Source organism: Blautia sp. HA9023, assembly GCF_056504095.1.
The window spans coordinates 427,846-452,957 of the sequence record NZ_JBWLUR010000010.1 but is presented as its reverse complement, the minus strand read 5'-3'; the positions used below and the strand labels follow the sequence as shown (position 1 = coordinate 452,957).

The 25,112-nt window shown below is 43.8% G+C and carries 33 protein-coding genes and 1 pseudogene; 31 read left to right on the top strand and 3 right to left on the bottom strand.

Features of this window, described 5'->3' with window-relative positions; genetic code table 11:
* Window position 1 precedes the first annotated feature (1 nt).
* The 27 genes from AC04Q6_RS17635 to AC04Q6_RS17505 all read left to right on the top strand — a co-directional run bounded on the left by AC04Q6_RS17635 (window position 2) and on the right by AC04Q6_RS17505 (window position 16,341).
* On the top strand, window positions 2-1,084 hold the full coding sequence (locus AC04Q6_RS17635; RefSeq protein ID WP_119248248.1) for a hypothetical protein: 1,083 nt from the start codon (window positions 2-4) through the stop codon (window positions 1,082-1,084).
* A 346-nt stretch (window positions 1,085-1,430) separates the two neighbouring features.
* Window positions 1,431-1,748, top strand: coding sequence for a 30S ribosomal protein S10 (gene rpsJ / locus AC04Q6_RS17630; protein ID WP_015526916.1), 318 nt, complete (start codon window positions 1,431-1,433; stop codon window positions 1,746-1,748).
* 65 nt (window positions 1,749-1,813) lie between these two features.
* Window positions 1,814-2,446 (top strand): 50S ribosomal protein L3, encoded by a 633-nt coding sequence (rplC, locus tag AC04Q6_RS17625; RefSeq protein ID WP_015526917.1) that lies wholly within the window; start codon window positions 1,814-1,816, stop codon window positions 2,444-2,446.
* Between the two features lie 21 nt (window positions 2,447-2,467).
* Window positions 2,468-3,088: a 50S ribosomal protein L4 gene (gene rplD, locus AC04Q6_RS17620; protein ID WP_021976669.1), complete on the top strand. Its 621-nt coding sequence runs from the start codon at window positions 2,468-2,470 to the stop codon at window positions 3,086-3,088.
* Window positions 3,088-3,387: a 50S ribosomal protein L23 gene (gene rplW / locus AC04Q6_RS17615; RefSeq protein WP_021976670.1), complete on the top strand. Its 300-nt coding sequence runs from the start codon at window positions 3,088-3,090 to the stop codon at window positions 3,385-3,387. The genes rplD and rplW overlap by 1 nt, the downstream gene beginning before the upstream one ends.
* Window positions 3,388-3,593: 206 nt before the next feature.
* On the top strand, window positions 3,594-4,439 hold the full coding sequence (gene rplB, locus AC04Q6_RS17610; RefSeq protein WP_118062094.1) for a 50S ribosomal protein L2: 846 nt from the start codon (window positions 3,594-3,596) through the stop codon (window positions 4,437-4,439).
* 15 nt (window positions 4,440-4,454) lie between these two features.
* The gene (gene rpsS / locus AC04Q6_RS17605; RefSeq protein WP_015526921.1) at window positions 4,455-4,736 is read left to right on the top strand and encodes a 30S ribosomal protein S19; all 282 of its coding nucleotides are present in this window, start codon (window positions 4,455-4,457) and stop codon (window positions 4,734-4,736) included.
* An 86-nt stretch (window positions 4,737-4,822) separates the two neighbouring features.
* Complete coding sequence (gene rplV / locus AC04Q6_RS17600) at window positions 4,823-5,212, top strand: 50S ribosomal protein L22 (protein ID WP_015526922.1); 390 nt, start codon at window positions 4,823-4,825, stop codon at window positions 5,210-5,212.
* A gap of 11 nt (window positions 5,213-5,223) precedes the next feature.
* Entirely contained in the window at window positions 5,224-5,880 is a 657-nt protein-coding gene (rpsC, locus tag AC04Q6_RS17595) for a 30S ribosomal protein S3 (protein ID WP_015526923.1), read from the top strand.
* Window positions 5,880-6,317 carry a 50S ribosomal protein L16 gene (rplP, locus tag AC04Q6_RS17590; protein WP_118062095.1) on the top strand — a complete coding sequence of 146 codons (438 nt, stop codon included), beginning with the start codon at window positions 5,880-5,882 and terminating at the stop codon, window positions 6,315-6,317. Before rpsC ends, rplP begins: the two co-directional genes overlap by 1 nt.
* Window positions 6,307-6,516 carry a 50S ribosomal protein L29 gene (rpmC, locus tag AC04Q6_RS17585; RefSeq protein ID WP_021650762.1) on the top strand — a complete coding sequence of 70 codons (210 nt, stop codon included), beginning with the start codon at window positions 6,307-6,309 and terminating at the stop codon, window positions 6,514-6,516. Before rplP ends, rpmC begins: the two co-directional genes overlap by 11 nt.
* An 18-nt stretch (window positions 6,517-6,534) precedes the next feature.
* Window positions 6,535-6,789, top strand: a complete 255-nt coding sequence (gene rpsQ, locus AC04Q6_RS17580) for a 30S ribosomal protein S17 (RefSeq protein WP_021650763.1) — start codon at window positions 6,535-6,537, stop codon at window positions 6,787-6,789.
* A gap of 13 nt (window positions 6,790-6,802) precedes the next feature.
* A complete protein-coding gene (gene rplN / locus AC04Q6_RS17575; protein WP_019162495.1) occupies window positions 6,803-7,171 on the top strand; it encodes a 50S ribosomal protein L14 in 369 nt (122 codons plus the stop codon).
* Between the two features lie 11 nt (window positions 7,172-7,182).
* Window positions 7,183-7,494 carry a 50S ribosomal protein L24 gene (gene rplX, locus AC04Q6_RS17570; RefSeq protein ID WP_021650764.1) on the top strand — a complete coding sequence of 104 codons (312 nt, stop codon included), beginning with the start codon at window positions 7,183-7,185 and terminating at the stop codon, window positions 7,492-7,494.
* A gap of 22 nt (window positions 7,495-7,516) precedes the next feature.
* Window positions 7,517-8,056, top strand: a complete 540-nt coding sequence (gene rplE, locus AC04Q6_RS17565; RefSeq protein ID WP_021650765.1) for a 50S ribosomal protein L5 — start codon at window positions 7,517-7,519, stop codon at window positions 8,054-8,056.
* A gap of 13 nt (window positions 8,057-8,069) precedes the next feature.
* Window positions 8,070-8,255: a type Z 30S ribosomal protein S14 gene (locus AC04Q6_RS17560; protein WP_015526927.1), complete on the top strand. Its 186-nt coding sequence runs from the start codon at window positions 8,070-8,072 to the stop codon at window positions 8,253-8,255.
* A 77-nt stretch (window positions 8,256-8,332) separates the two neighbouring features.
* On the top strand, window positions 8,333-8,734 hold the full coding sequence (gene rpsH / locus AC04Q6_RS17555; RefSeq protein ID WP_015526928.1) for a 30S ribosomal protein S8: 402 nt from the start codon (window positions 8,333-8,335) through the stop codon (window positions 8,732-8,734).
* An 87-nt stretch (window positions 8,735-8,821) separates the two neighbouring features.
* Window positions 8,822-9,361, top strand: a complete 540-nt coding sequence (gene rplF, locus AC04Q6_RS17550; protein ID WP_118062096.1) for a 50S ribosomal protein L6 — start codon at window positions 8,822-8,824, stop codon at window positions 9,359-9,361.
* Window positions 9,362-9,378: 17 nt separating this feature from the next.
* Complete coding sequence (gene rplR, locus AC04Q6_RS17545; RefSeq protein ID WP_021975809.1) at window positions 9,379-9,747, top strand: 50S ribosomal protein L18; 369 nt, start codon at window positions 9,379-9,381, stop codon at window positions 9,745-9,747.
* Window positions 9,748-9,764: 17 nt separating this feature from the next.
* Window positions 9,765-10,274: a 30S ribosomal protein S5 gene (rpsE, locus tag AC04Q6_RS17540; RefSeq protein ID WP_015526931.1), complete on the top strand. Its 510-nt coding sequence runs from the start codon at window positions 9,765-9,767 to the stop codon at window positions 10,272-10,274.
* Between the two features lie 13 nt (window positions 10,275-10,287).
* Entirely contained in the window at window positions 10,288-10,467 is a 180-nt protein-coding gene (gene rpmD, locus AC04Q6_RS17535) for a 50S ribosomal protein L30 (RefSeq protein WP_015526932.1), read from the top strand.
* 12 nt (window positions 10,468-10,479) lie between these two features.
* Entirely contained in the window at window positions 10,480-10,920 is a 441-nt protein-coding gene (rplO, locus tag AC04Q6_RS17530; RefSeq protein ID WP_015526933.1) for a 50S ribosomal protein L15, read from the top strand.
* On the top strand, window positions 10,920-12,233 hold the full coding sequence (gene secY / locus AC04Q6_RS17525; RefSeq protein ID WP_021975810.1) for a preprotein translocase subunit SecY: 1,314 nt from the start codon (window positions 10,920-10,922) through the stop codon (window positions 12,231-12,233). The genes rplO and secY overlap by 1 nt, the downstream gene beginning before the upstream one ends.
* Before the next feature lie 98 nt (window positions 12,234-12,331).
* Window positions 12,332-12,976 carry an adenylate kinase gene (locus AC04Q6_RS17520; protein ID WP_021975811.1) on the top strand — a complete coding sequence of 215 codons (645 nt, stop codon included), beginning with the start codon at window positions 12,332-12,334 and terminating at the stop codon, window positions 12,974-12,976.
* A 2-nt stretch (window positions 12,977-12,978) separates the two neighbouring features.
* Complete coding sequence (map, locus tag AC04Q6_RS17515; RefSeq protein ID WP_021975812.1) at window positions 12,979-13,737, top strand: type I methionyl aminopeptidase; 759 nt, start codon at window positions 12,979-12,981, stop codon at window positions 13,735-13,737.
* Between the two features lie 34 nt (window positions 13,738-13,771).
* Window positions 13,772-13,990, top strand: a complete 219-nt coding sequence (infA, locus tag AC04Q6_RS17510; RefSeq protein ID WP_005428560.1) for a translation initiation factor IF-1 — start codon at window positions 13,772-13,774, stop codon at window positions 13,988-13,990.
* Window positions 13,991-14,163: 173 nt separating this feature from the next.
* Window positions 14,164-16,341, top strand: coding sequence for an ICP22 family protein (locus AC04Q6_RS17505; protein WP_118071087.1), 2,178 nt, complete (start codon window positions 14,164-14,166; stop codon window positions 16,339-16,341).
* Window positions 16,342-16,453: 112 nt separating this feature from the next.
* Here the strand turns inward: AC04Q6_RS17505 and AC04Q6_RS17500 are convergent, their stop codons facing one another.
* Together AC04Q6_RS17500 and AC04Q6_RS17495 are read right to left on the bottom strand one after the other, a co-directional pair.
* Window positions 16,454-17,776, bottom strand: a complete 1,323-nt coding sequence (locus AC04Q6_RS17500; RefSeq protein ID WP_021976094.1) for a sodium-dependent transporter — start codon at window positions 17,774-17,776, stop codon at window positions 16,454-16,456.
* A gap of 124 nt (window positions 17,777-17,900) precedes the next feature.
* Window positions 17,901-18,626, bottom strand: a complete 726-nt coding sequence (locus tag AC04Q6_RS17495) for a UTRA domain-containing protein (protein WP_118071086.1) — start codon at window positions 18,624-18,626, stop codon at window positions 17,901-17,903.
* 300 nt (window positions 18,627-18,926) lie between these two features.
* Between AC04Q6_RS17495 and treP the strand changes: the two genes are divergently transcribed.
* The 4 genes and pseudogenes from treP to AC04Q6_RS17475 all read left to right on the top strand — a co-directional run.
* Window positions 18,927-20,906 carry a PTS system trehalose-specific EIIBC component gene (gene treP, locus AC04Q6_RS17490; protein WP_118071085.1) on the top strand — a complete coding sequence of 660 codons (1,980 nt, stop codon included), beginning with the start codon at window positions 18,927-18,929 and terminating at the stop codon, window positions 20,904-20,906.
* A 60-nt stretch (window positions 20,907-20,966) separates the two neighbouring features.
* Complete coding sequence (gene treC / locus AC04Q6_RS17485) at window positions 20,967-22,613, top strand: alpha,alpha-phosphotrehalase (protein WP_021976091.1); 1,647 nt, start codon at window positions 20,967-20,969, stop codon at window positions 22,611-22,613.
* A 161-nt stretch (window positions 22,614-22,774) separates the two neighbouring features.
* Window positions 22,775-23,596 (top strand): hypothetical protein, encoded by an 822-nt coding sequence (locus tag AC04Q6_RS17480; RefSeq protein WP_118071084.1) that lies wholly within the window; start codon window positions 22,775-22,777, stop codon window positions 23,594-23,596.
* A gap of 525 nt (window positions 23,597-24,121) precedes the next feature.
* Window positions 24,122-24,394, top strand: a pseudogene (locus AC04Q6_RS17475) (transposase); the annotation flags it as partial.
* 370 nt (window positions 24,395-24,764) lie between these two features.
* Here AC04Q6_RS17475 and AC04Q6_RS17470 read toward each other — a convergent pair.
* Window positions 24,765-25,019, bottom strand: coding sequence for a helix-turn-helix domain-containing protein (locus AC04Q6_RS17470; RefSeq protein ID WP_021976089.1), 255 nt, complete (start codon window positions 25,017-25,019; stop codon window positions 24,765-24,767).
* Between the last annotated feature and the right edge of the window lie 93 nt (window positions 25,020-25,112).

The following is a 25,112-nucleotide window of genomic DNA, read 5'->3' as shown; positions in this document are numbered from 1 at the left end:
TATGTCAAAAGTATTGAAATTTATTGTACATCTTGTTGTAATATGTACTTTGGTCTGCGTACTGGGACTTGTTCTTCCACCGTTTTTCGGGGTGAGAACAGTGATCGTGGATAAAGCTGATGAGGCAACGAACCTTCCTGTTGGTTCTGTTACATATGCAATTCCGGAGAAAAGTTCTGCGATCAGTGTAGGTACACCAATTCTTGTACAGAAAGATTCCAAGACATATAAATATACCATTACGGATCTTGATACTTCCAAGGGAACCGGAACCGTTACGGATCAGTCTGTTTCCGGAGGTAAGACGCTTACAATTAAAGTTGGAGATTATGTTCCGAAAGTAGTGATCACGATCGGATATGTAGGATATCTGCTGGTTGCTACAGAGAGTATAGAAGGCCTGATCATTCTCGGACTTGTTGTACTGTTCCTGATCATTCTTTATGTGATCGCAGAACTCTGGAAAAAAGAGCCGGATGACATACAGGATGATATGGAAGATCCGGAACCAGGATATGTGAAATCAAAAAAAGAACTGAAACGAGAAGAGAAAGCACGTGCCAGAAGAATGAGGGAAGAAGAAAAAGAAATCCTTCAGGAAGAAAAGGCGCGCAAACGCAAAGGCAAAAAAGCTGAAAAGCGAAAAGTACGTACCGGCGGTTTTGTGGACGAAATCGATGAAGATGATATTACAGAACATTCATCTGAAAAAAAAGCTTCTGCCATGCAGCAGACAGCACAGACGGCAGCCAGTGAAGCACATGAAGAACTGAAAAAAGAAATTGCGGCAGCAACTTCTGAAGAGGCAGATATGGCTCCTGAGTTTGAGCGGACCCAGAGAAGACCGGCAGAACGAAAAACAGCCCGTCCGCAGCCAAGAAGAACGGAAGAACCTGAGAGAGTGGAAGAAGAGCAGGTTACAATCGGAAGCCTTGCGATGCCATCTCTTTCTGCCGCACAGCTTGCAAGCCGTGTGAAACAGGCAGGGGATGCACCGGATATCGTGAAAGACGATATCACCAATGTAACGTTATTTGACTATTCCGATATCATTGGCAGTGATACAGATGCAACAGAAGAATAATAACTACCTATTATATAAGAAGAAAACGGTTCAGAAATGAGCCGTTTTTTTCTTTTTTAAAAAAAATTGAAAAAATTTAAAAAAACACTTGCATTCTTAAAGATCATCGTATATACTAATCCTTGCTGTGACATTGATAGCTATGAAGCGCGAGGTTGCTACCATATCGGTAGGTTTTCCGTGGAGCGAATGTCAAGTTAGGAAACTGACGACAAGTCACTGTACAAAGTTCAATAACCATCTTGGGATGGGCGTGTGTGCAAATATACCATGACACACACGGAGATGTGTACAGTCGCCGCTTGTCGTACTGCTATATAAGTACGAATAGGAGGAGACTTTTTTTATGGCAAATCAGGTAATGAGAATCACATTAAAGGCATATGATCATCAGCTCGTTGATGCATCTGCAGCAAAGATCATCGAGACAGTAAAGAAGAACGGAGCAATGGTAAGTGGACCGGTTCCGCTTCCTACTAAGAAAGAGGTTGTTACAATCTTAAGAGCTGTTCATAAATACAAAGATTCCAGAGAGCAGTTTGAGCAGAGAACTCATAAGAGACTTATCGATATCCTGACACCAACTCAGAAAACAGTAGACGCACTTTCCAGACTGGAAATGCCGGCTGGTGTTCACATCGATATCAAGATGAAAAACCGCTAATAATGTCATTTGACATTAACTATATGATTACCGAATGGTAATCCGCTATAAGGAGGAAGAAAGAAATGAAGAAAGCTATTTTAGCTACTAAAGTCGGAATGACTCAGATCTTCAATGAAGATGGAATGTTAATTCCGGTAACTGTTTTACAGGCAGGTCCTTGCGTTGTAACTCAGGTTAAAACTGAGGAGAACGATGGATACACATCAGTTCAGGTTGGATTCGGCGAGATCAGAGAGAAACTGGTCAACAAACCGGAGAAAGGCCACTTCGATAAAGCTGGTGTAGCTGTAAAAAGATTTGTAAAAGAGTTCAGATTTGACAATGCCGGCGAGTATGAGGTTGGACAGGAAATCAAGGCTGACATCTTTGCAGCAGGAGATCACATCGATGCTACTGCAGTTTCCAAAGGTAAAGGCTTCCAGGGCGCCATCAAGAGACATGGCCAGTCCAGAGGACCTATGGCTCACGGTTCTAAATATCATCGTCATGCAGGTTCCAACGGCGCTTGCTCCGATCCGAGCAAGGTTTTCAAAGGAAAACATATGCCAGGTCACATGGGACATGTTCAGGTAACTGTTCAGAATCTTGAGATCGTACGTGTAGATACAGAAAATAACTTACTGTTAGTTAAAGGTGCTGTTCCAGGACCTAAGAAATCTTTGGTTACAATCAAAGAGACAGTAAAGTCCTTATAATAGGAAAGGAGGAGCATCAGAATGGCTAATGTAACTGTTTATAATATGGAAGGCAATGAAGTTGGCACAATGGAGCTGAATGACGCAGTATTCGGCGTTGAGATCAACGAGCATCTCGTTCATCTTGCAGTTGTTCGTCAGCTTGCAAATAACCGTCAGGGAACTCAGAAAGCGAAAACTCGTTCTGAGGTAAGAGGCGGCGGAAGAAAACCGTGGAGACAGAAAGGAACAGGTCATGCAAGACAGGGTTCCATCCGTGCACCACAGTGGACAGGCGGCGGTGTTGTATTCGCTCCGGTTCCGAGAGACTATGAAGTAAAAATGAACAAGAAGGAAAGAAGAGCAGCTCTTAAATCCGCTCTGACATCCAAGGTTCAGGATAATAAACTTGTTGTTGTTGACAGCCTTGCACTTGCTGAGGTTAAGACAAAAGAGATGCAGAAGGTCCTTACAAACCTGAAAGCAGAGAAAGCTCTTGTAATCACAGCTGATAACGATCAGAACGTAATTCTTTCTGCAAGAAACATCGCTGACGTGGAAACTGCAACACCGGCTACAATCAACACATACGATGTTATGAAACACAACACCGTAGTTGTTACAAAGGATGCCGTTGCATCTATCGAGGAGGTATACGCATAATGGCAAGTATTCAGTACTATGACGTAATCATCCGTCCGGTTATCACAGAGAAATCCATGAACGCCATGGGTGAGAAAAAATATACATTCCTTGTACATCCGGAAGCAAACAAGACTCAGATCAAAGAGGCTGTTGAGAAGATGTTCGAGGGAACAAAAGTTAAAAGCGTAAACACCATCAACAACGATGGAAAGAAAAAACGCCGTGGAATGGTAGTTGGAAAAACTGCTAAGACCAAAAAAGCTATCGTAGCTCTTACAGAAGAGAGCAAAGATATCGAGATCTTCGAAGGACTTTAATTAGAAGATCAGCATCAAGCGGTACGAGTGACACCTCGGAAGCAGAAGCTTCCTCGGTCGCGTTTCACGCTTCTACAGCTTCATAAGTAATCAGTCTCTTACATGCAAGCATGACGAGCCTGCTTCCTCATGAATCTGTGTCACTCTGATTATCGCGAATATACGCAGTCAAAAGCGTGATGATAAAGATTGAAAGGAGAAACATCATGGGAATCAAAAGCTATAACCCATATACACCGTCAAGAAGACATATGACTGGTTCCGACTTCTCTGAGATTACAGCTGCAAAACCAGAGAAATCCCTCGTTACTTCCCTTAAGAAGAACGCCGGACGTAACAATCAGGGTAAGATCACTGTAAGACATCAGGGTGGCGGAAGCAGAAGAAAATACAGAATCATCGACTTCAAGAGAAGAAAAGATGGAATCCCTGCAACAGTTAAAACAATCGAGTACGATCCGAACAGAACAGCTAACATCGCTCTTATCTGCTACGCAGATGGCGAGAAAGCTTACATCCTCGCTCCAGAGGGACTTAAAGTAGGCCAGAAGGTTTACAATGGTCCGGAAGCTGAGGTTCGTGTTGGAAACTGCCTCCCGCTGGAGCTTATCCCGGTTGGTACTATGGTTCACAACATTGAGCTTCATCCTGGAAAAGGCGGACAGATGGTTCGTTCTGCAGGAAACGGCGCACAGCTCATGGCTAAAGAAGGAAAGTTCGCAACACTTCGTCTTCCTTCCGGTGAGATGAGAATGGTTCCGATCGTATGCCGCGCAACTGTTGGTGTAATCGGAAACGGAGATCACAACCTTATTAACATCGGTAAAGCCGGACGTAAACGTAACATGGGTATCAGACCTACAGTTCGTGGTTCCGTAATGAACCCGAATGACCATCCACATGGTGGTGGTGAAGGTAAGACCGGTATCGGACGCCCAGGTCCTTGCACACCGTGGGGCAAACCTGCTCTCGGCCTGAAGACCAGAAAGAAAAACAAACAGTCCAACAAGTACATCGTAAGAAGACGCGATGGAAAAGCATTATCGAAATAATAAGGAGGAGAAAGCATGTCTCGTTCACTGAAAAAAGGACCTTTTGCAGACCAGAGCTTACTTAAAAAAGTAGACGCTCTTAACGCTGCAAATGATAAATCCGTAATCAAAACTTGGTCTCGCCGTTCCACAATCTTCCCGTCTTTCGTAGGACACACAATCGCTGTTCATGACGGAAGAAAACATGTGCCGGTATATATCACAGAGGATATGGTAGGACACAAACTTGGTGAGTTCGTTGCAACAAGAACTTACAGAGGACACGGAAAAGACGAGAAGAAGTCCGGAGTACGCTAGTCATCAGATTTATAACTGCCCGCTGTCAGTTTAAGACAGCTGGCAGATAACTCAGATATCGAATTTAGGAAAGGAGGCACTTTAAGATGGCAAAAGGACATAGAAGCCAGATAAAGAGAGCCAGAAATGAGAATAATAGAGAGACAAGGCCGTCTGCAAAGTTATCTTATGCAAGAATTTCTGTTCAGAAAGCATGCTACGTATTAGATGCAATCCGTGGCAAAGATGTACAGACAGCACTTGGTATCCTGACATACAATCCGAGATACGCTTCCAGCGTGATCAAAAAACTGCTTGAGTCAGCAGTAGCAAACGCTGAGAACAACAACGGAATGAACGCAGACAACCTTTATGTTGCAGCATGCTATGCAGATAAGGGACCTACAATGAAGAGAATTCAGCCGAGAGCACAGGGTAGAGCTTACAGAATCGAGAAGAGAACAAGCCATATCACTGTTGTGCTTGATGAAAGGTAAGGAGGAAAAGCATGGGACAGAAAGTTAATCCGCATGGCCTTAGAGTCGGAGTTATCAAGGATTGGGATTCCAGATGGTATGCAGAAGATAAATTTGCTGACTACCTGGTAGAAGACTACAACATCAGAACATTCCTTAAAAAGAAATTATACAGCGCAGGTGTTTCCAAGATCGAGATCGAGAGAGCATCTGACAGAGTTAAGATCATCATCTACACAGCAAAACCTGGTATCGTAATCGGTAAGGGCGGCGCAGAGATCGAGAAAGTTAAAGCTGAGCTTCAGAAATACACAGACAAGAAGCTTATCGTTGACATCAAAGAAGTAAAGAGACCGGACAAAGATGCACAGCTGGTTGCTGAGAACATTGCTCTTCAGCTTGAGAACCGTATTTCTTTCAGACGTGCTATGAAGTCCACAATGCAGAGAACAATGAAGGCTGGCGCTAAGGGAATCAAGACTTCCGTATCCGGACGTCTCGGTGGAGCTGATATGGCTCGTACAGAGTTCTACAGCGAGGGAACAATCCCGCTTCAGACACTTCGTGCAGATATCGATTATGGCTTTGCGGAAGCAGACACCACATACGGTAAAGTTGGTGTTAAGGCATGGATCTACAATGGTGAGATTCTTCCGACAAAAGGAACTAAGGAAGGGAGCGATAAATAATGTTAATGCCAAAAAGAGTAAAACGTCGTAAACAATTCCGTGGCTCCATGAGAGGAAAAGCCCTGAGAGGCAATGCTATCAACTATGGTGATTTCGGTCTTGTTGCTACTGAGCCGTGCTGGATCAGATCTAATCAGATCGAGGCAGCCCGTGTTGCTATGACCCGTTACATCAAACGTGGCGGTAAAGTTTGGATTAAGATTTTCCCGGATAAACCGGTAACAGCTAAACCAGCTGAGACTCGAATGGGTTCCGGAAAAGGCGCTCTGGAGTACTGGGTAGCAGTAGTTAAACCAGGTCGTGTTATGTTTGAGATTGCAGGCGTGTCCGAAGAGGTTGCCCGTGAAGCATTACGTCTTGCAATGCACAAGTTACCATGTAAATGTAAAATAGTTTCTCGTGCAGACTTAGAAGGCGGTGATAACAGTGAAAATTAATAAGTTCGTTGAAGATTTAAAAGCAAAGTCAGTTGCAGAACTGAATGAAGAATTAGTAGCTGCTAAAAAAGAGCTTTTCAATCTGAGATTTCAGAATGCAACAAACCAGTTAGACAATACAGGACGAATCAAAGAGGTTCGTAAAAATATTGCCAGAATCCAGACAGTAATCACTGAGCAGGCAAACGCTTCCAAATAGGACAGGAGGACATAGATCGTGGAAAGAAATCTGAGAAAAACCCGCGTGGGTAAGGTTATCAGCGACAAAATGGATAAGACCATCGTAGTTGCAATTGAAGACCATGTAAAACATCCTCTTTACAAAAAAATCGTGAAGAGAACATATAAATTAAAAGCTCATGATGAGAACAATGAGTGCAACATCGGAGATACCGTTAAGGTAATGGAGACCAGACCGCTGTCCAAGGACAAGAGATGGAGACTGGTTGAGATCGTAGAGAAAGCTAAATAAGGAGGAAACCAGTATGATTCAGCAGGAAACTAGACTGAAAGTTGCCGACAACACTGGTGCAAAAGAAATCCTTTGTATTCGTGTTATGGGCGGCTCTACAAGAAGATATGCAAACATCGGTGATACAATCGTTGCTACGGTTAAAGATGCAACACCAGGCGGCGTTGTTAAAAAAGGTGACGTTGTTAAAGCTGTAGTTGTTAGAACTAAAAAAGGCGCTCGTCGTAAAGACGGATCCTACATCCGTTTCGATGAAAATGCTGCCGTAATTATCAAGGATGACTTAACTCCGAGAGGAACTCGTATCTTTGGACCAGTTGCCAGAGAGCTTCGTGAGAAGAAATTCATGAAGATCGTTTCCTTAGCTCCGGAAGTATTATAGGAGGGTGCCGAATGTCAGCTATGAAAATTAAAAAAGGTGATACTGTAAAAGTTATCGCTGGAAAAGATAAAGGTAAGGACGGAAAAGTTCTTGCAGTTAACGTAAAAGACAACACAGTAGTTGTTGAGAACGTAAACATGGTTACAAAGCACGCTAAACCGTCCGCAGCTAATCAGAACGGTGGAATCGTGACAAAAGAAGCTCCGCTTCACATCTCCAACGTAATGCTCGTTGTAGACGGAAAAGCTACAAGAGTTGGATTCAAGATGGATGGAGACAAAAAAGTCCGTGTTGCAAAGGCAACAGGAAAGACAATCGATTAATTAAGAGAGGAGGCATATAAAGGTGAGTAGATTAAAAGATCTTTACAAGAACGAGATCATGGATGCCATGACCAAGAAATTCGGATACAAAAACGTAATGGAAGTGCCAAAACTCGAGAAAATCGTTGTTAACATGGGTGTTGGCGAGGCGAAAGAGAACGCTAAACTTCTTGACGCTGCAATCGCAGATATGGAACTTGTTACAGGACAGAAAGCAATCGCTACAAAAGCTAAAAAATCTGTCGCTAACTTCAAAATCAGAGAGGGTATGCCGATCGGATGTAAAGTTACTCTGAGAGGTGAGAAGATGTATGAATTCGCTGATCGTCTTATCAACCTTGCTCTTCCACGTGTACGTGACTTCCGTGGTGTTAACCCGAACGCATTCGACGGCAGAGGAAACTACGCTCTTGGTATCAAAGAGCAGCTGATCTTCCCAGAGGTTGAGTACGATAAGGTTGATAAAGTAAGAGGAATGGACGTTATCTTCGTTACAACTGCTAAAACAGATGAAGAGGCACGCGAATTACTGACATTATTCAACATGCCATTTGCTAAATAGGAGGAAAAGATTCATGGCTAAGACAGCAATGAAAATTAAACAGCAGCGCAAAGCTAAATTCTCCACAAGAGAGTATACTCGCTGCAGAATCTGTGGCCGTCCACATGCATACCTGAGAAAATACGGAATTTGCAGAATCTGCTTCCGTGAGCTGGCATACAAAGGTCAGATTCCGGGTGTTAAAAAAGCGTCCTGGTAGGCTGCAAGCAACTTTTTGATTAGATATATATTAATTCACACGACATGTAAAGTCTGAAGAAAGAGGAGGAAACTTACATGACAATGAGCGATCCGATCGCAGATATGCTTACAAGAATCCGTAACGCAAACACTGCAAAACATGACACTGTAGACGTACCGGCATCTAAGATGAAAATTGCTATCGCAAACATCCTTGTAGATGAGGGATACATCGCAAAATATGATCTGGTTGAGGATGGAGTTGTTAAAACTCTTCACATCACACTGAAATACGGTGAGGACAAAAATCAGAAGATCATCACAGGACTTAAGAGAATCTCCAAACCAGGTCTTCGTGTATACGCAGGCAAGGATGAGCTTCCGAAGGTTCTTGGTGGACTTGGTATCGCAATCCTTTCCACAAACAAAGGCGTTATCACTGACAAAGAGGCTCGTAAGCTTCAGGTTGGTGGCGAGGTACTTGCATTTGTATGGTAGTCCATACAGGGCAGTCATATAGCTTTTAAACTGAAAACAGAGAGGGCATGGGCCCTCTCCGACAATCTAAGTAAGGAGGACAAATTTATGTCACGAATCGGAAGACTTCCGGTTGCAATTCCAGCTGGCGTTGAGGTTACAGTCGCTGATGGAAACGTTGTAACAGTAAAAGGACCTAAGGGAACACTTGAGAGAGCACTCCCGACAGAGTTAGAGATCAAAGTTGAAGACGGTCATGTAGTAGTAACAAGACCGAACGACTTAAAGAGAATCAAATCCCTTCACGGATTAACAAGAAGCCTTATCCACAACATGGTTGTTGGTGTAAGCGAAGGCTACAAAAAAGAGCTTGAGGTTAACGGTGTTGGTTATAAAGCAGCTAAGCAGGGCAAGAAGCTCGTACTTAGCCTTGGATATTCTCACCCGGTAGAAATGGAAGATCCAGAAGGTCTTGAGTCCACAGTTGATGGAAACAAGATCATCGTATCTGGTATCAGCAAAGAAAAAGTTGGCCAGTACGCAGCTGAGATCAGAGACAAGAGAAGACCTGAGCCATACAAGGGCAAGGGAATCAAGTACGTTGACGAAGTTATCAGACGTAAAGTCGGTAAGACCGGTAAGAAATAATTAAGGAGAGTGAGAATATGATTAACAAAGCATCCAGAAGCGAAATTCGCGAAAAGAAGCATAGAAGATTACGTCATCATTTAAACGGAACTGCAACTACTCCTCGTCTGGCAGTATTTCGTTCCAACAAGCACATCTATGCACAGATTATTGATGACACAGTTGGTAAGACTTTAGTATCCGCTTCTACTCTCCAGAAGGACGTAAAAGCAGAGCTTGAGAACACTGACGATGTACAGGCTGCAGCAAAAGTCGGAACAGTAATCGGTAAAAAAGCCATCGAGGCTGGTATCGAGAACGTTGTTTTCGACAGAGGTGGATATATCTACCACGGAAAAGTTAAAGCACTGGCAGATGCAGCAAGAGAAGCTGGACTGAAATTCTAAGAGGAGGAAAAGAACACATGAAACGTAATCTTATTGATGCTAGTCAGTTAGAGTTAGAAGATAAAGTAGTATCAATCAAGCGTGTTACCAAGGTTGTTAAAGGTGGTCGTAACTTCCGTTTCACAGCTTTAGTTGTTGTAGGTGACGGCAATGGACACGTTGGTGCAGGTTTAGGAAAAGCAGCAGAAATTCCGGAGGCGATCCGCAAAGGTAAAGAGGACGCTATGAAGAAACTTGTTACTGTTGCAAGAGACGAGAACAATTCCATTACACATGACTTCATCGGAAAATTCGGAAGCGCTGAGATGCTTCTGAAGAGAGCTCCGGAAGGTACTGGAGTTATCGCCGGTGGCCCGGCACGTGCCGTAATCGAGCTTGCTGGTATCAAAAACATCCGTACAAAATGTATGGGTTCCAGAAATAAACAGAACGTAGTTCTGGCAACAATCGCAGGCCTGAGCCAGTTAAAGACTCCGGAAGAGGTTGCAAAGCTCCGCGGAAAATCTGTAGATGAGATTCTGGGTTAAGGAGGAAATGGAAATGGCAGATACAATCAAGGTTACACTGGTAAAATCTCCAATCGGTGCAGTACCGAAGCACAAAAAAACTGTAAAAGCTATGGGTCTTACAAAGATGCATAAAACAGTTGAGATGCCAGACAACGCTGCAACCAGAGGAATGATTCAGCAGGTGCAGCACCTGGTAAAAGTAGAAGATTAAGGAGGTGCCAGAATGGAATTATCAAACTTAAGACCCGCAGAGGGTTCCAAGCATAGCGATAACTTCAGAAGAGGCCGTGGACATGGTTCAGGAAACGGCAAAACTGCTGGTAAAGGACATAAAGGACAGCTTGCTCGTTCCGGACACAAGAAACCGGGATTCGAGGGAGGTCAGATGCCTTTATACAGACGTCTTCCTAAGAGAGGTTTCACTAACAGAAACTCCAAAGAAATTATCGCAATCAATGTAGACGTTCTCAATCGTTTTGAGGATGGCGCAGAGGTTACAGTTGACAGCTTACTTGCAAGCGGTGCAATCTCCAAGATCGGTGATGGTGTTAAGATCCTTGGAAACGGCGAGCTTACAAAAAAACTCAATGTTAAAGTAAACGCTGTCAGCGAGACTGCAAAAACAAAAATTGAAGCTGCTGGTGGTACAGTAGAGGTGATCTAATGTTTGAGACTCTTAAGAGTGTTTTCAAAGTAAAGGAAATGAGAAGGAAACTTCTCTATCTGATCTGGATGATATTCGTGATCAGAATTGGATCCCAGCTTCCTGTACCGGGAGTCGACAGTGACTTCTTCAAGCAGTGGTTTGAATCTAATACCGGTGACGCATTCAATTTCTTTGATGCGTTCACCGGCGGTTCCTTTACTCAGATGTCAATTTTTGCATTGAACATCACACCTTACATTACTTCTTCCATTATCATTCAGCTTCTTACCATTGCCATTCCGGCACTGGAAGAAATGCAGCGTGACGGAGAAGAAGGCAGAAAAAAGCTTACAGCAATCACACGTTATGTAACCGTTGGTCTTGCTCTGTTTGAGTCTGTTGCCATGGCAATCGGATTCGGACGTCAGGGTATGATCCCGAACATGAACTTCCTTAAAGGAATCGTAGTTGTTGCAAGTTTAACAGCGGGTTCCGCAATGCTTATGTGGCTGGGCGAGCGTATTACAGAGAAGGGTGTTGGAAATGGTATTTCCATCGTCCTGACAATCAATATCGTGTCCAGGATCCCGAGCGATGTATCCCTTCTTTATGAGAACTTCGTCAAGGGCAAAACAATTGCAAAAGGCATGCTCGCAGCCTGCATTATTGCTGTGATCATCCTGTTTGTTGTAGTGCTCGTACTTATCCTCAACGGAGCAGAGAGAAGAATTCCGGTTCAGTATTCCAGAAAGATGGTTGGACGTAAGATGATGGGCGGTCAGTCCACAAACATCCCGCTCAAGGTAAATACTGCCGGTGTTATCCCGGTTATTTTTGCTTCTTCCATTATGTCATTCCCGTCAATCATTGCACAGTTTGCTGGCAAAGGAAACGGAACAGGCATTGGAAGTGAGATCTTAAGAGGACTTTCCTCTAATAACTGGTGTAATCCAAGTCAGATCCAGTATAGCTGGGGTCTGATCGTGTATGTAGTACTTTGCGTATTCTTCGCATACTTCTATACATCCATTACCTTTAATCCGTTGGAAGTAGCCGATAATATCAAAAAGCAGGGCGGTTTTATCCCAGGCATCCGTCCGGGAAAACCGACTTCAGATTATTTGACTAAAATCCTGAATTATATTATATTTATAGGTGCAGTAGGTCTTGTTATCGTGGCCGTTATTCCGTTCTTCTTTAACGGTGTATTTGGCGCGAACGTTTCCTTCGGAGGAACATCTATCATCATCATCGTAGGTGTTATCCTGGAGACCGTTAAGCAGATGGAATCTCAGCTGCTTGTACGTAATTACAAAGGCTTCCTGAACTAATTGAAAATGAAGGTTGCGGTGCGAAAGTGTCGCAGCCTTGATTTGTAAACAGGACTGTCTGAAAATCAGGCAGCAAACAGGAAAATGGAGGGTATGCTATGAGAATTATTATGTTGGGTGCACCGGGGGCAGGCAAAGGTACTCAGGCCAAGAAAATTGCGGCGAAATATGGGATTCCGCACATCTCCACAGGAGATATTTTCCGTGCCAACATCAAAAACGGTACCGAGCTTGGAAACAAAGCAAAAACTTACATGGATCAGGGACTTCTTGTTCCGGATGAACTGACCTGTGACCTTGTTGTTGACAGAATCCAGCAGGAGGATGCAAGAGAAGGATATGTTCTGGATGGTTTTCCGAGAACAATTCCGCAGGCAGAATGTCTGACAGAGGCTCTGAACAAACTTGGAAGCAAAATTGACTATGCAATCGATGTGGATGTACCGGATGATAATATCGTGAAACGTATGGGCGGTCGTCGTGCCTGCGTAAAATGCGGTGCAACTTATCATGTTGAGTTCGCAGCACCGAAAACAGAAGGTGTCTGTGATACCTGTGGTGACAAGCTTGTACTCCGTGACGATGATAAGCCGGAAACAGTCCAGAAGCGTCTGAATGTTTATCATGAGCAGACACAGCCATTGATTGACTATTACACCAGACAGGGTGTTTTGAAGACGGTAGACGGAACCAGGGATCTGAATGAGGTATTCCAGGAGATCGTTGACATCTTAGGAGAATAAGAATGTCCGTAACAATTAAGACACAGCATGAAATAGAACTTATGAGAGAATCCGGCCATCTTCTGGAGAAGGTGCATGATGGTTTGATCCCTTATATCAAACCAGGCGTCAGCACCAAGGAGATTGATAAGATTGGAGAAGAAATGATCCGGTCTATGGGCTGTATTCCGAACTTTTTGAATTACGGAGGTTTTCCGGCTTCTTTTTGTATCAGCCTGAATGATGAGGTTGTGCATGGAATTCCATCCGAAGAGAAGATTATCCAGGACGGGGATCTGGTTAAGATCGACGCCGGCCTGATTTACAAGGGCTACCATTCTGACGCAGCACGTACCTATGCGGTAGGTGAAGTATCCAAAGAGGCACAGCAGCTTATTAAAGTTACAAGAGAGTGCTTTTTTGAAGGACTGAAAATGGCAAAAGCCGGAAATCATTTAAATGATATTTCCAAAGCCATCGGAGCCCACGCAGCGAAATACCGTTACGGTATTGTACGTGACCTTGTAGGACATGGAATCGGAACTCATCTTCATGAGGATCCGCAGATTCCAAACTTCCCGCAGAAGCGCAGGGGCATCAAGCTCCTTCCGGGAATGACCCTGGCCGTCGAGCCCATGATCAACCTTGGTCGTGCGGACGTGGCATGGCTGGACGATGAGTGGACAGTAGTAACCATGGATGGTTCACTTTCCGCACATTATGAAAACACGATCCTCATTACAGATGGGGAACCAGAGATTCTGACGCTTACAAATCTGTAAGCAGCAATTGTTGTCATGACATAGGAGGTAAAAAATGTCAAAAGCAGATGTGATCGAAGTAGAAGGCACTGTTCTGGAGAAACTGCCTAACGCGATGTTTAAAGTAGAACTGGAAAACAAACATGTGGTACTTGCCCATATCAGCGGTAAGCTCCGTATGAACTTCATCCGTATTCTCCCGGGAGATAAAGTAACGATCGAACTTTCTCCGTATGATCTTTCCAAAGGAAGAATCATCTGGAGAGATAAATAAGAAATTCTGTAAAGGGCCTGGTGGTTTTAAACTGCCGGGTCTTTTTTGTGCTTTTTTTCGGAAAAAAATCTCAAAGTGGATATTATCACTCACACTTTTTTCATGTTTTAAACATAAAGTGAACAGATTTTGCTGATATAGTATGAGCATACAAGAAAAAGAGAGGTGTTCATATGAAGAAAAAATATCTTGCAGCAATCTTAGGAATTATGATGGCAACAGCATCTGTTACCGCATGCGGGGCAGCGACAACAGAGACAACAACGAATACAGCGGAAAGTTCAGATAATAAAGGGACAGAAGATACAACGGCAGAGAGTGCAGAAAGCACAGACGACAGTGACAGCAGCGCAGATGCGGATAAAGAAGATTCTGATGAGGAAGATGTGACCTACGGTGAAGTGAAATCTGTGGAAGACGGAAAGATCACCATCGCAGTTGGAACAATGAAAGATATGGGCGGAAACGGTGGAGCACCTGAGAAGCCGGATGAGAATGGAAGCGGAGATGCTTCTGCTGATACATCCGATGCAGAGAGCACAGAATCTGACAGCAAAGATGCAGAGTCCGATAAAACGGACAGCAAAGATGGGGATTCAACAGATAACGGAGAAGCCCCGGAGAAACCGGACGGTGACAATGCAGATGGAAATGGTGGAGCCCCTGGCGGAGATCAGGGAGAGGCACCTTCCATGCTGGATCTGACCGGAGATGAGATGACAGTCACAGTGACGGATGATACCGTGATCACAAAAGAAAGCGCCGAAGGTCCGGGCGGAGCCCCAGGAGGAAACCAGGGAGAAGCCCCGGAGAAGTCAGACGGAGATAACGGAAACAATCAGGCCCCAGGCGGCGACCAGGGTGGTGCTCCGGACGGTAATAATTCCCAGAGTGAGACCATCGAACTCTCCGATATTCAGGAAGGTGACATCGTAGCCATCACCACAGACGACGACGAAAATGCCCTTACCATCAAAGTGCAGAGCACAGATATGGGCGGCGGTCAGGGAGGTCCTGGTGGAGCACCGGGAGGTCAGTCCCAGGGAGTAGACAGCTATGACACAGCCAATACGTATGATTCTGATACAGAAGTATCGGATACATCCCTGGAATCCACAGGAACAGACGAGAACGCGGCACTTGTTTCCTCAGGAGCAAATGTTACTTTTAATAATATAGATATCACAAGAAACTCCTCCGACAGTACAGGCGGTGACAACTCCAGTTTTTACGGTGTAGGAGCAGCGCTTCTTGCAACAGACGGAAATGCCTATGTAAAAGGCGGAACTGTAACCACTGACGCAGCCGGAGGAGCAGGACTTTTTGCCTACGGCGATGGAACTGTCTACGCGGCAGACACTACCATTAAGACAACACAGGATACTTCCGGTGGAATCCATGCAGCCGGCGGCGGTAAATTATACGCCTGGGATCTGAATGTGGAGACAGACGGAGAATCCGCAGCAGCTATCCGGAGCGACCGCGGCGGCGGAACCATGGTCGTAGACGGCGGAACTTACACATCCAATGGTGTAGGTTCACCGGCAGTATACTGCACCGCAGATATTGCAGTAAAAGATGCCACACTTACAGCAAACGGATCAGAAGCCGTGTGCATCGAAGGACTGAACTCCCTGCATCTTTTTAACTGCGACCTTACCGGAAATATGAGTGACTTAAGTCAGAATGACAGCACCTGGACCGTGATCCTCTATCAGAGTATGTCCGGTGATTCCGAAGTAGGAAACAGTACCTTCCAGATGGACGGCGGAACCCTTACTTCCAAGAACGGCGGTGTGTTCTACACAACCAACACAGAGAGTGACATTACGCTGAAAGATGTAGATATCACATACAACAATGACAATGAGTACTTTCTTCGCTGTACAGGAAATAACAATGAAAGAGGATGGGGGGAAAGCGGAGCCAACGGAGCAGACTGTGACTTTACCGCGATCAGCCAGGACATGGAAGGCAGCGTGATCTGGGATACCATCAGCCAGCTTGATTTCTATATGACAGACGGAAGCAACCTGACAGGAGCTATCATAGACGATGAGAGTTTTGCCGGCAACGGCGGAGATGGTTACTGCAACGTATATGTCAGTGACGATTCTACCTGGACAGTAACCGGTGACAGCACCGTCTCCAAACTTTCCAATGCCGGAACCATCGTGGATGACTCCGGAAAAACCGTCACAGTTAAAGGAACAGACGGAACCGTATATGTAGAAGGCGACAGCGATTATACGATCACTGTAGATAAATACGAAGATACAGCAGATACATCCGGCAGCGATGCGGTTGCATCTTGGTCTGATTATGAAGTGGAGAAACCGGACACCCTCTAAAAAAGAACATCCCTTTTGCAAAAATATAAATGAAAAGAATCCCGTGGAAACGTTTAAAACCGTTTCCGCGGGATTCTTTTATGTAGTCCATTCTGTAAATTTCAGCGTTTTATCATCCGATACCGCCAAGCACGATACCAAGGATCAGCACTAGAAAGCATACCGGAATATAAAGATATTTACACACCGGATAAAAATATTTTGTGAATGGTTTTTCACGGCCCTTGTTGATCTGGCTCTCTACATAGTTCCGGCCAAATACCCAGAAGAACATGATCCCTGCAAGTCCTGCGCCAAGAGGGCAGATATAGATAGAAAGTACATCCATCCAGTCAGAGACGATGCCCTGGATCAGAAGAGAAACTACGACTCCGATAGCTGCGATCACCATACAGGAAGGGATACGGCCAAGGCCTGTTTTTTCCTGGACTGTGGCGATTGGTGCCTCATAAAGGTTCATAAGAGAAGTCATGCCTGCAAGGAATACCGCCACAAAGAAGATAATGGCAATGATCCGGCCTCCTGGCATGGTTTTGATCAGGTGAGGCAGATAGATGAACAGAAGTCCAGGCCCACCCTGATCAAGCTGTGCACCGGTAGTTGCCATTGCAGGAATGATCACGAGTGCAGCCAGCATGGCAGCCAGCGTATCAAAAAGTGCAACTCTGGCTGCAGAAGCCGGGATATCTTCACTGTCCGGAAGGTAGGACCCGTAGATCAGTGTTCCGTTACCTGCAACGGACAGGGAGAAAAATGCCTGCCCAAGTGCAAAGATCCAGGTGGATGGTTTCGCCAGAACTTCTGGTTCCACACGGAAGATGTAACGGTATCCGGCAGCAGAGCCAGGCTGAAAAGCAACATAGATGCCAAGGATCACAAACAGTACGAAAAAGATCGGCATCATGATCTTGTTTGCCTTTTCGATACCACTTCCAACACCATACATCAGGATAAACATACAGATCACAAGAGCAGCCAGCTGCCAGAGATTGTTTCCCCAGGCAGATGCCATGCCGCCGAATTTGGAACCAAAGGACTCAATATCTGCAGGAGCCAGGGTGGATCCTGTAAAAGTTCCGATCATATATCGGAAGATCCAGCCCATGACAACGGTATAGCCGATAGCCATGGCAAGTGCACCGGCAACAGGGATCCATCCAAGGGTTTCGCCCAGTTTCCTCCTGCCTTTTGTTTCGCAGGCAAGACCAAAAGCATCAATGGGGCCGGAACGTGTTCCACGCCCGAAACTCATCTCACCGATCACCCCTGTAAATCCGATCAGTGCCACAAAAATAAAATACGGGATCAGAAACGATCCCCCTCCATACAGGGAAACTCTGGTAGGAAACATCCAGATATTTCCCATTCCAACCGCAGACCCGATACAGGCCAGAATGAACCCCCAGCGGCTGTTAAAAGATTCTCGCTTTTTCATAAGAATAAAAATTCCTCTCTCCATTTGATTGTTTCAGTATAACACAGTTCAGGAAAAGAAGAAACAGCACAGCATCGGAAAATCTGAGCATTTCCGCAAGGGGAGTGTCAGGGAGCCTGTTGGATCACCGGCGCAGGGCGTTGTCATAAAAACGGAAGTGATCCGGACGATGGCGGGACTGGGTATACTCAAACATAACACCGTCACTGTTGTAAGTCTGGCTGGATACCACAGCCACGCAGTTATAATCTTTTACATTCAGATGAAGATATTTTTCATCAATCTCTGTGACCTTTTCCACAGTCATCACACGTTTGCTGTTGACAATGGTCATATGAAGTTCCTGTTCCAGATATTCATAGATGGAATGTCTGGCAATCTCGGCAGTAAGGCCGGGAACAGATTCTTTCAGAAAATAGTTATGGTTGATGATCAGCGGAATATCATCCAGATAGTGGATACGCTGGATATAGTAAACTTCAGCTCCGACAGGAAAGCCGGTGTAAGAGGCCTGTTTTTCACTGATGCACAGTTCAGTGAAAAGAACAACTTCCGTGCGGGCATTCTGGCCGTTCCTTGTAGCAGATTCATTGAATGTTTCGATCTCACCGATGGTGAAGGCAGTCTGCTCACTTGGACGGTAGATATTGCGGACACCTTTTCCCTGCATGGTTTGTACATAGCCGTCACTGACAAGAAGGCCAACTGCGCGGCGCAGAGTATTTCGGGAGCAGCCGTAGGTCTGGATCAGGGTGTTTTCAGGGGGAAGAAGCTCCTGGTAGGCAAAAGTGTTATCTTCGATTTTCATTTTCAGATCTTTATAGATATCTTCATAAATACTTCTTGGCATTTCTATTCTCCATTCATGTTCGGTCAAAAAATATAGCAGGATTTATGATTCCTATAGCATTTCCGGCAATTTATGTTCTGAGCAGCTGAACTTGATGCAGTAATTTATGGAAATGCTATAGGATCATTATAAAAGATTTTGTAGGCAAGCGCAATGCAAATACTTTGAAATGTTTAAACAAGTTTTAAAAAGCATATTGACATGTTTAAACAAGCGTGATATAAATAAAACATCGACAACATGTTTAAACAAATCAGAACAAAGGGAAATAATCATCAAAATGTAATGGAGGAAAGGAAAATGGGAAAGTATACACAGGATGCCCAGCAGCTGCTTCGCCTCATCGGAGGAAAAGAGAACATTGCAGCTGTATCACATTGTGTAACTAGAATGCGTTTTGTACTCAATGATCCGTCAAAGGCGGATGTGGAAGCAATCGAAGCTATGAAGGTGGTAAAGGGAAGCTTCACACAGGCGGGACAGTTTCAGGTGATCATCGGAAATGCAGTCGCTGATTTTTACAATGATTTTGTAAAAGTGGCAGGAGTGGAAGGCGTTTCCAAGGATGCAGTGAAGCAGGCAGCAAAGAAGAACCAGAATATTCTCCAGAAGGTGATCGCTGCACTGGCAGAGATCTTTGCACCGCTGATCCCGGCTATCATCACCGGTGGTCTGATCCTGGGATTTCGAAACTGTATTGACAGCATTTACTTCTTTGAGAATGGAACGAAAACTTTATGTGATATCAGTCAGTTCTGGTCCGGAATGGACAGTTTCCTGTGGCTGATCGGTGAAGCAATCTTCCACATGCTGCCGGTAGGTATCTGCTGGTCTGTGACCAAGAAAATGGGCACAACGGAGATGCTTGGTATCGTCCTTGGACTTACCCTGGTTTCCGGCCAGCTTCTCAACGCTTATTCTGTAGCCGGAACAGCAGCAGCGGATATTCCGAAATGGGATTTCGGATTTGTAAAAGTGAACATGATCGGTTATCAGGCACAGGTGCTTCCGGCGATCATGGCAGCGTTTGTACTTGTTTATCTTGAGAGGTTTTTCAGAAAAATATCTCCTCAGGTGATCTCAAGTGTTGTAGTTCCATTCTGCAGTCTTGTACTTGCTGTAATGGCTGCGCATTTTATTGTAGGTCCTATCGGATGGAAGATCGGTTCTGCGATCTCTTCCGTAGTATATGCAGGAATCACAGGATCCTTTAAAGTTGTATTTGGTGCAATTTTCGGATTTGTTTATGCACCTCTTGTTATCACAGGACTTCATCATATGTCCAATGCTATTGACCTTCAGCTGATCGCAGATTATGGCGGAACCATGCTGTGGCCGATGATCGCACTTTCCAATATTGCTCAGGGTTCTGCGGTTATGGGAATGATCATCCTTCAGAAAAAGAATGTAGCAGCACAGGAAGTCAATGTTCCGGCAGGAATTTCCTGTTACCTTGGAGTAACAGAGCCGGCAATCTTTGGTGTAAACCTGAAATACGGATTCCCGTTTATCTGTGGAATGATCGGATCTGCTATTTCAGCAGTTGTCTGCGTTATGACTTCTACAACAGCCAACGCAGTAGGTGTAGGTGGAATCCCGGGAATCCTGTCCATTCAGCCGAAATATATGGGAAGCTTTGCAATCTGTATGGTGATCGCTTTTGTGATTCCGATGACACTGACATTTATTGTTGGAAAGAAAAAACTTTCCATGGCAGATCGAGTGGGAGCCGGGGACAGCGCAGATACAGTGGATGTATCAGCAGAAGCCGGCAGCATCAGCGCAACAGAAAATACAGAAACAACAGAACTTAACGGAGATGGAGCAAACACTCTCAGAGCTTTCCTTACAGGAAAAGTAATTCCTCTGAAGGAAGTAAATGACGGCGTATTTTCCGAAGGAGTTATGGGTGACGGTCTTGCCATCCTTCCGGAGAACGATACTCTTTATGCGCCATGTGACGGTGAAGTAACTGTTCTTATGGACGAGTCCAGACATGCCTGCGGGCTGACTCTTGAGAACGGCATGGAGATTCTTCTCCATATTGGAATTGATACAGTGGAAATGCAAGGTGACGGTTTTGAGTATCTGGTATCTCTGAACCAGAAAGTAAAGCAGGGAACACCGTTGGTACGTTTTGACAGGGAAAAGATTAGGACAGCAGGCCATCCGGATGTGACAGTATGTATTGTGACAGAAGAAGGCAATGCGAAAGATTTTGAATTTGTAACAGATATTCACGCAGAAGCAGGAAAAACAGAGATCGTTTTATTTAACTGAAGTGGGTACAGGCTATGAAATCGGATCATGAATGTCCGATTGATTTAGGAGGAAAGAATTATGACAGATTTTGGCAGAAAGACAGTATATCAGGTTTATCCGAAATCCTTCAGGGATTCGGATGGGGATGGTTTTGGTGACATCCGTGGAATCATTGAAAAGCTGGATTATCTTAAAGAATTAGAAATTGATTATCTCTGGATTACACCGGTATTTATCTCTCCAATGAACGATAACGGTTATGATGTGGCAGATTATTATAAGATCAATCCACAGTTTGGAACCATGGAGGATATGGATGAACTGATCCGAGAGTGTGATAACCGTGGAATTGGTCTGATGTTGGATATGGTATTCAACCACACATCCACAGAGCATGAATGGTTCCGGAGAGCCCTTGCAGGAGAAAAAAAATATCAGGACTACTACATATTCCGGGATGAACCGGAAGATCAGATTCCGACAAACTGGCAGTCAAAATTCGGCGGTCCTGCATGGGAGTATGTACCATCACTGAAAAAATGGTATCTCCATCTTTATGATGTTACCCAGGCAGATCTGAACTGGGAGAACCCGGAAGTCCGTGGTGAACTGAAAAAAGTTATCCGCTTCTGGAAAAACAAAGGGATAAAAGGCTTCCGTTTTGATGTAATTAATGTAATTTCCAAGCCTGAGCTGTTTGAGGATGATCTGGAAGGCGACGGAAGAAGATTTTATACAGACGGTCCTCATGTACATGAATATCTTAAGGAACTGACCAGAGATACAGGCATTGAGGATATGATCACAGTAGGAGAAATGTCTTCCACTTCGCTTGAGAACTGTATTCGTTATTCAGGACGGAAGGAAAAAGAGCTTTCCATGTGCTTTAATTTCCATCATCTGAAAGTAGATTATAAGGACGGAGATAAATGGACACTGATGGAGCCTGACAGAATAGCACTGAAAAAACTGTTCGAGACATGGCAGATGGGAATGCAGGATGGAGATGGCTGGAATGCACTTTTCTGGTGCAATCACGATCAGCCGCGAGTTGTGTCCAGAATGGGCAATGAGGACCTTTACTGGAAAGAATCCGCCAAGATGCTGGCAGCGGCGATTCACATGATGCGGGGAACTCCTTATGTTTATCAGGGAGAGGAACTGGGAATGACCAATGCCCACTACAACGATATTTCCCAGTACCGTGATGTGGAGAGCCTGAATTATTATAAAATCCTTCTTGATCAGGGAAAAACCAAAGAGCAGGCTCTTAAGGTTCTGGCTGCCAGATCAAGAGACAACAGCAGAACACCGATGCAGTGGTCTGATGACAAAAACGCAGGATTCACAGAAGGAACACCGTGGATCGAAGCTCCCGAGAATTATAAGGAGATCAATGCAGAAACAGAACTTAAAGATCCGGACTCCATTTACAGCTTCTATAAGAAACTGATTGCCCTTCGAAAAGAAAAAGATATCATAGCAGAGGGAACTATCGAATTTCTGGAAAAAGAAAATGCAGATGTGCTGGCATACAGACGTAACTATCAGGGAGAAGAACTGATCGTTCTTAATAACCTGACAGCAGAGAATGTAACGATCCGGCAGCAACCGGAATGGAAAGCATATCAGAAACGTCTTGGAAACTATGAGAAGATCACTGCAGAAGATGGAAAGATCACATTAAGACCGTTTGAGACAATCGTATTAGATTCAGCTTTATAAAATTAAAAGAATGCCCACCTGATTAAAATGAAAAGAAACAGGAACTGAAAATAAATCAGAACCTGTTTCTTTTTTGTATCTATGGACATACAGTCTTCCTGTAGTGTAAAATATAGATATACGATATCTGTAAACACCGCAACAGGAAAGGAAGGAAAATTATGAAAAACAAACGAAACCAAGGTAACAGACTGCTGACCATATGTATGGTATTACTGCTGGCATTCAGTATGCTGTTTACAGCAGTAGGAACAACAGAGAATGTACAGGCCGCGTCAAACGGACTCAGTGCATATAAGAAGATTACTTTTTATAAAAGCGGCAAAGTAAACGGCACGATTTATTCTATGAAATACAATGACAGAACCAATCGTTATATTGTATATGCTTCAAAGAATGGTAAAAAGAAAGCGCTTCTTAACAGCTGTTCCAGTGGTTCCATTGTAACAAACGGAAAATATCTTTATTATGAAAGTGCAGCATTTCTGAGGAGCGGCAGCTTTGGAGGAACTTACAAAAATCGTAAACTGGTTCAGTATAATCTGAAAACCCGTAAAAATAAAGTGCTGATAAGCTTCAGGGGGGAGGGACCTGCGGATAGCATTATCGGCTGCGATGGCACCTATCTTTATATGGGATATCAGACCCAGTATGGTGACGGACTGGGAAATTTTGCAGTGGTAAATCTGAAAAAAAGACAGATAAAACGTCTGGGGAAGGATTGTTCAACAGTACAGAGCGTGAAAAACAAAGTCTTGGTTACAGCTGTGGGATTCCCTCATGGAGGTCCTGTCTATCTGATAAACAGAGATGGAAGCAAATGCAAAATAATTAGTGACAGAGCTATTAAAGTATCTGTAAAGGGCAACTATATTTATTATACAGAAGCTACTTATGACTGGAAAACAAGAAAGTGCAGATGTGATCTCAACGGAAATAACAAGAAAGCTCTTACTGCGTGGAGCAGAGGAATTGCCGGATAAGAAAATTTCTAAATTTCATAATAGTCTGAGGTCTGAAAAATAAATAGAAAAACAGAGGGGCTGTCGGTTAATAATGATTTTAACACCGTCAGTTCCAAATAAAATGATCCCGGCAAGTACAAAGTTTTTACGTTTTGTAACTTGTTTGGGATTATTTTATTTGAGATTGTGAGAAAAAGTCTGTAAATAAGATTCTTTTACGAATGCAAGGGTGATAGACCCTTCGCCCTTGTTTTATATAAAAGTCGTTGAATTATATGTCAAGCACAGGGGGCGCCCGTCTTAATCGTCGGTTTACTTGTTACTCTGGATGGCACCTTTCGTATATAATACTCAGTTTGTTATATACCTGCACCCAGTTTCGAATTGTACTGGCCTATTTTTCGTAGCCTTAAAAGTGGCCAGATACAGCACTTTTAAAGAGTGCTTTTTCTTGACATAGAAACATATTCAGAAATCGTTGCAGATGACAGGTACGAAAGTGGAGGAACAGTTACAAATGAATGAAGAAGTAAAACGACGAGAGGATATATCAGTATAAAAACTTATTACAGATGTTCAGACTGCACTGGTTGTTCTTATAAAACAGAATGTATCAAAGGGAATAACTGCAAAACATCTATGGAAAAACGTAAAAAAGTGTTGATGGTGTCGAAGATAATGGTCCAGAAACGGGAAGAAGATCTGGAACGGATCACAAGTGAGTATGGAATCATGCTTCGGATGAATCGCAGTATTCAGGCAGGAAGGACAGGAAATCACTTTTGCGTTAAAATTGACATAGAATTTGATGGTTGAAAACAAAGCAGTTTAAAATAAGGCATGCTGAAAGGGAGGCTTAGGAAAGAATGGCCGCTGATGGAGCCTGCCAGAGTAGCGATGAAGAAGCTCAACCGCAGATTCTTCAACGGTTGTTGAAAGATTCTTGCTTTTTCAACTAATAAAATGGTGTCTCTCTATTTGATTATTTAAGTATACTATAAGTCTGAACAGGAAGAAACTGTGGCGTATCAGGAAATCCTGTTTCTGTTATGCTAAAAAAGGAAGAAAGAAAAATCAAGTAATTTAAGGGAAAAAGCATTGAAAAAATGCGGATGCTAAACTTTAGATAAGGGGTTTTTTGTATCCCAAAATAAATGTTATTGGGGAGTGACAGTGTTAAAAATCATTATTCATCATCTTCTTCATCATCAATGGAATAGTCATTGAGTTCCGGAAAATCAAGAAACTCACTTAAGGTCATTCCAAATACATTAGCGATTTTATGGAGTGTTCTTACTTGGGGATTCCTGCTTTTTCCTCGTATAATATTATCTATTGTGGATTGTTTCAGTCCAGCCAGTGTTGCAAGCTTGTTTATCGTAATTTTACGATTTTTGCAGAGCTGACAGATACGTAATGCATAAATATCAGAATAAGTCATACGGTCACCTGTTATGATTAGTTATCTTTGTAAAGTTGAGTTCATCATAACAGAGGAAAAATATAAAATTACCTTTACATAGTTGACTTTAAG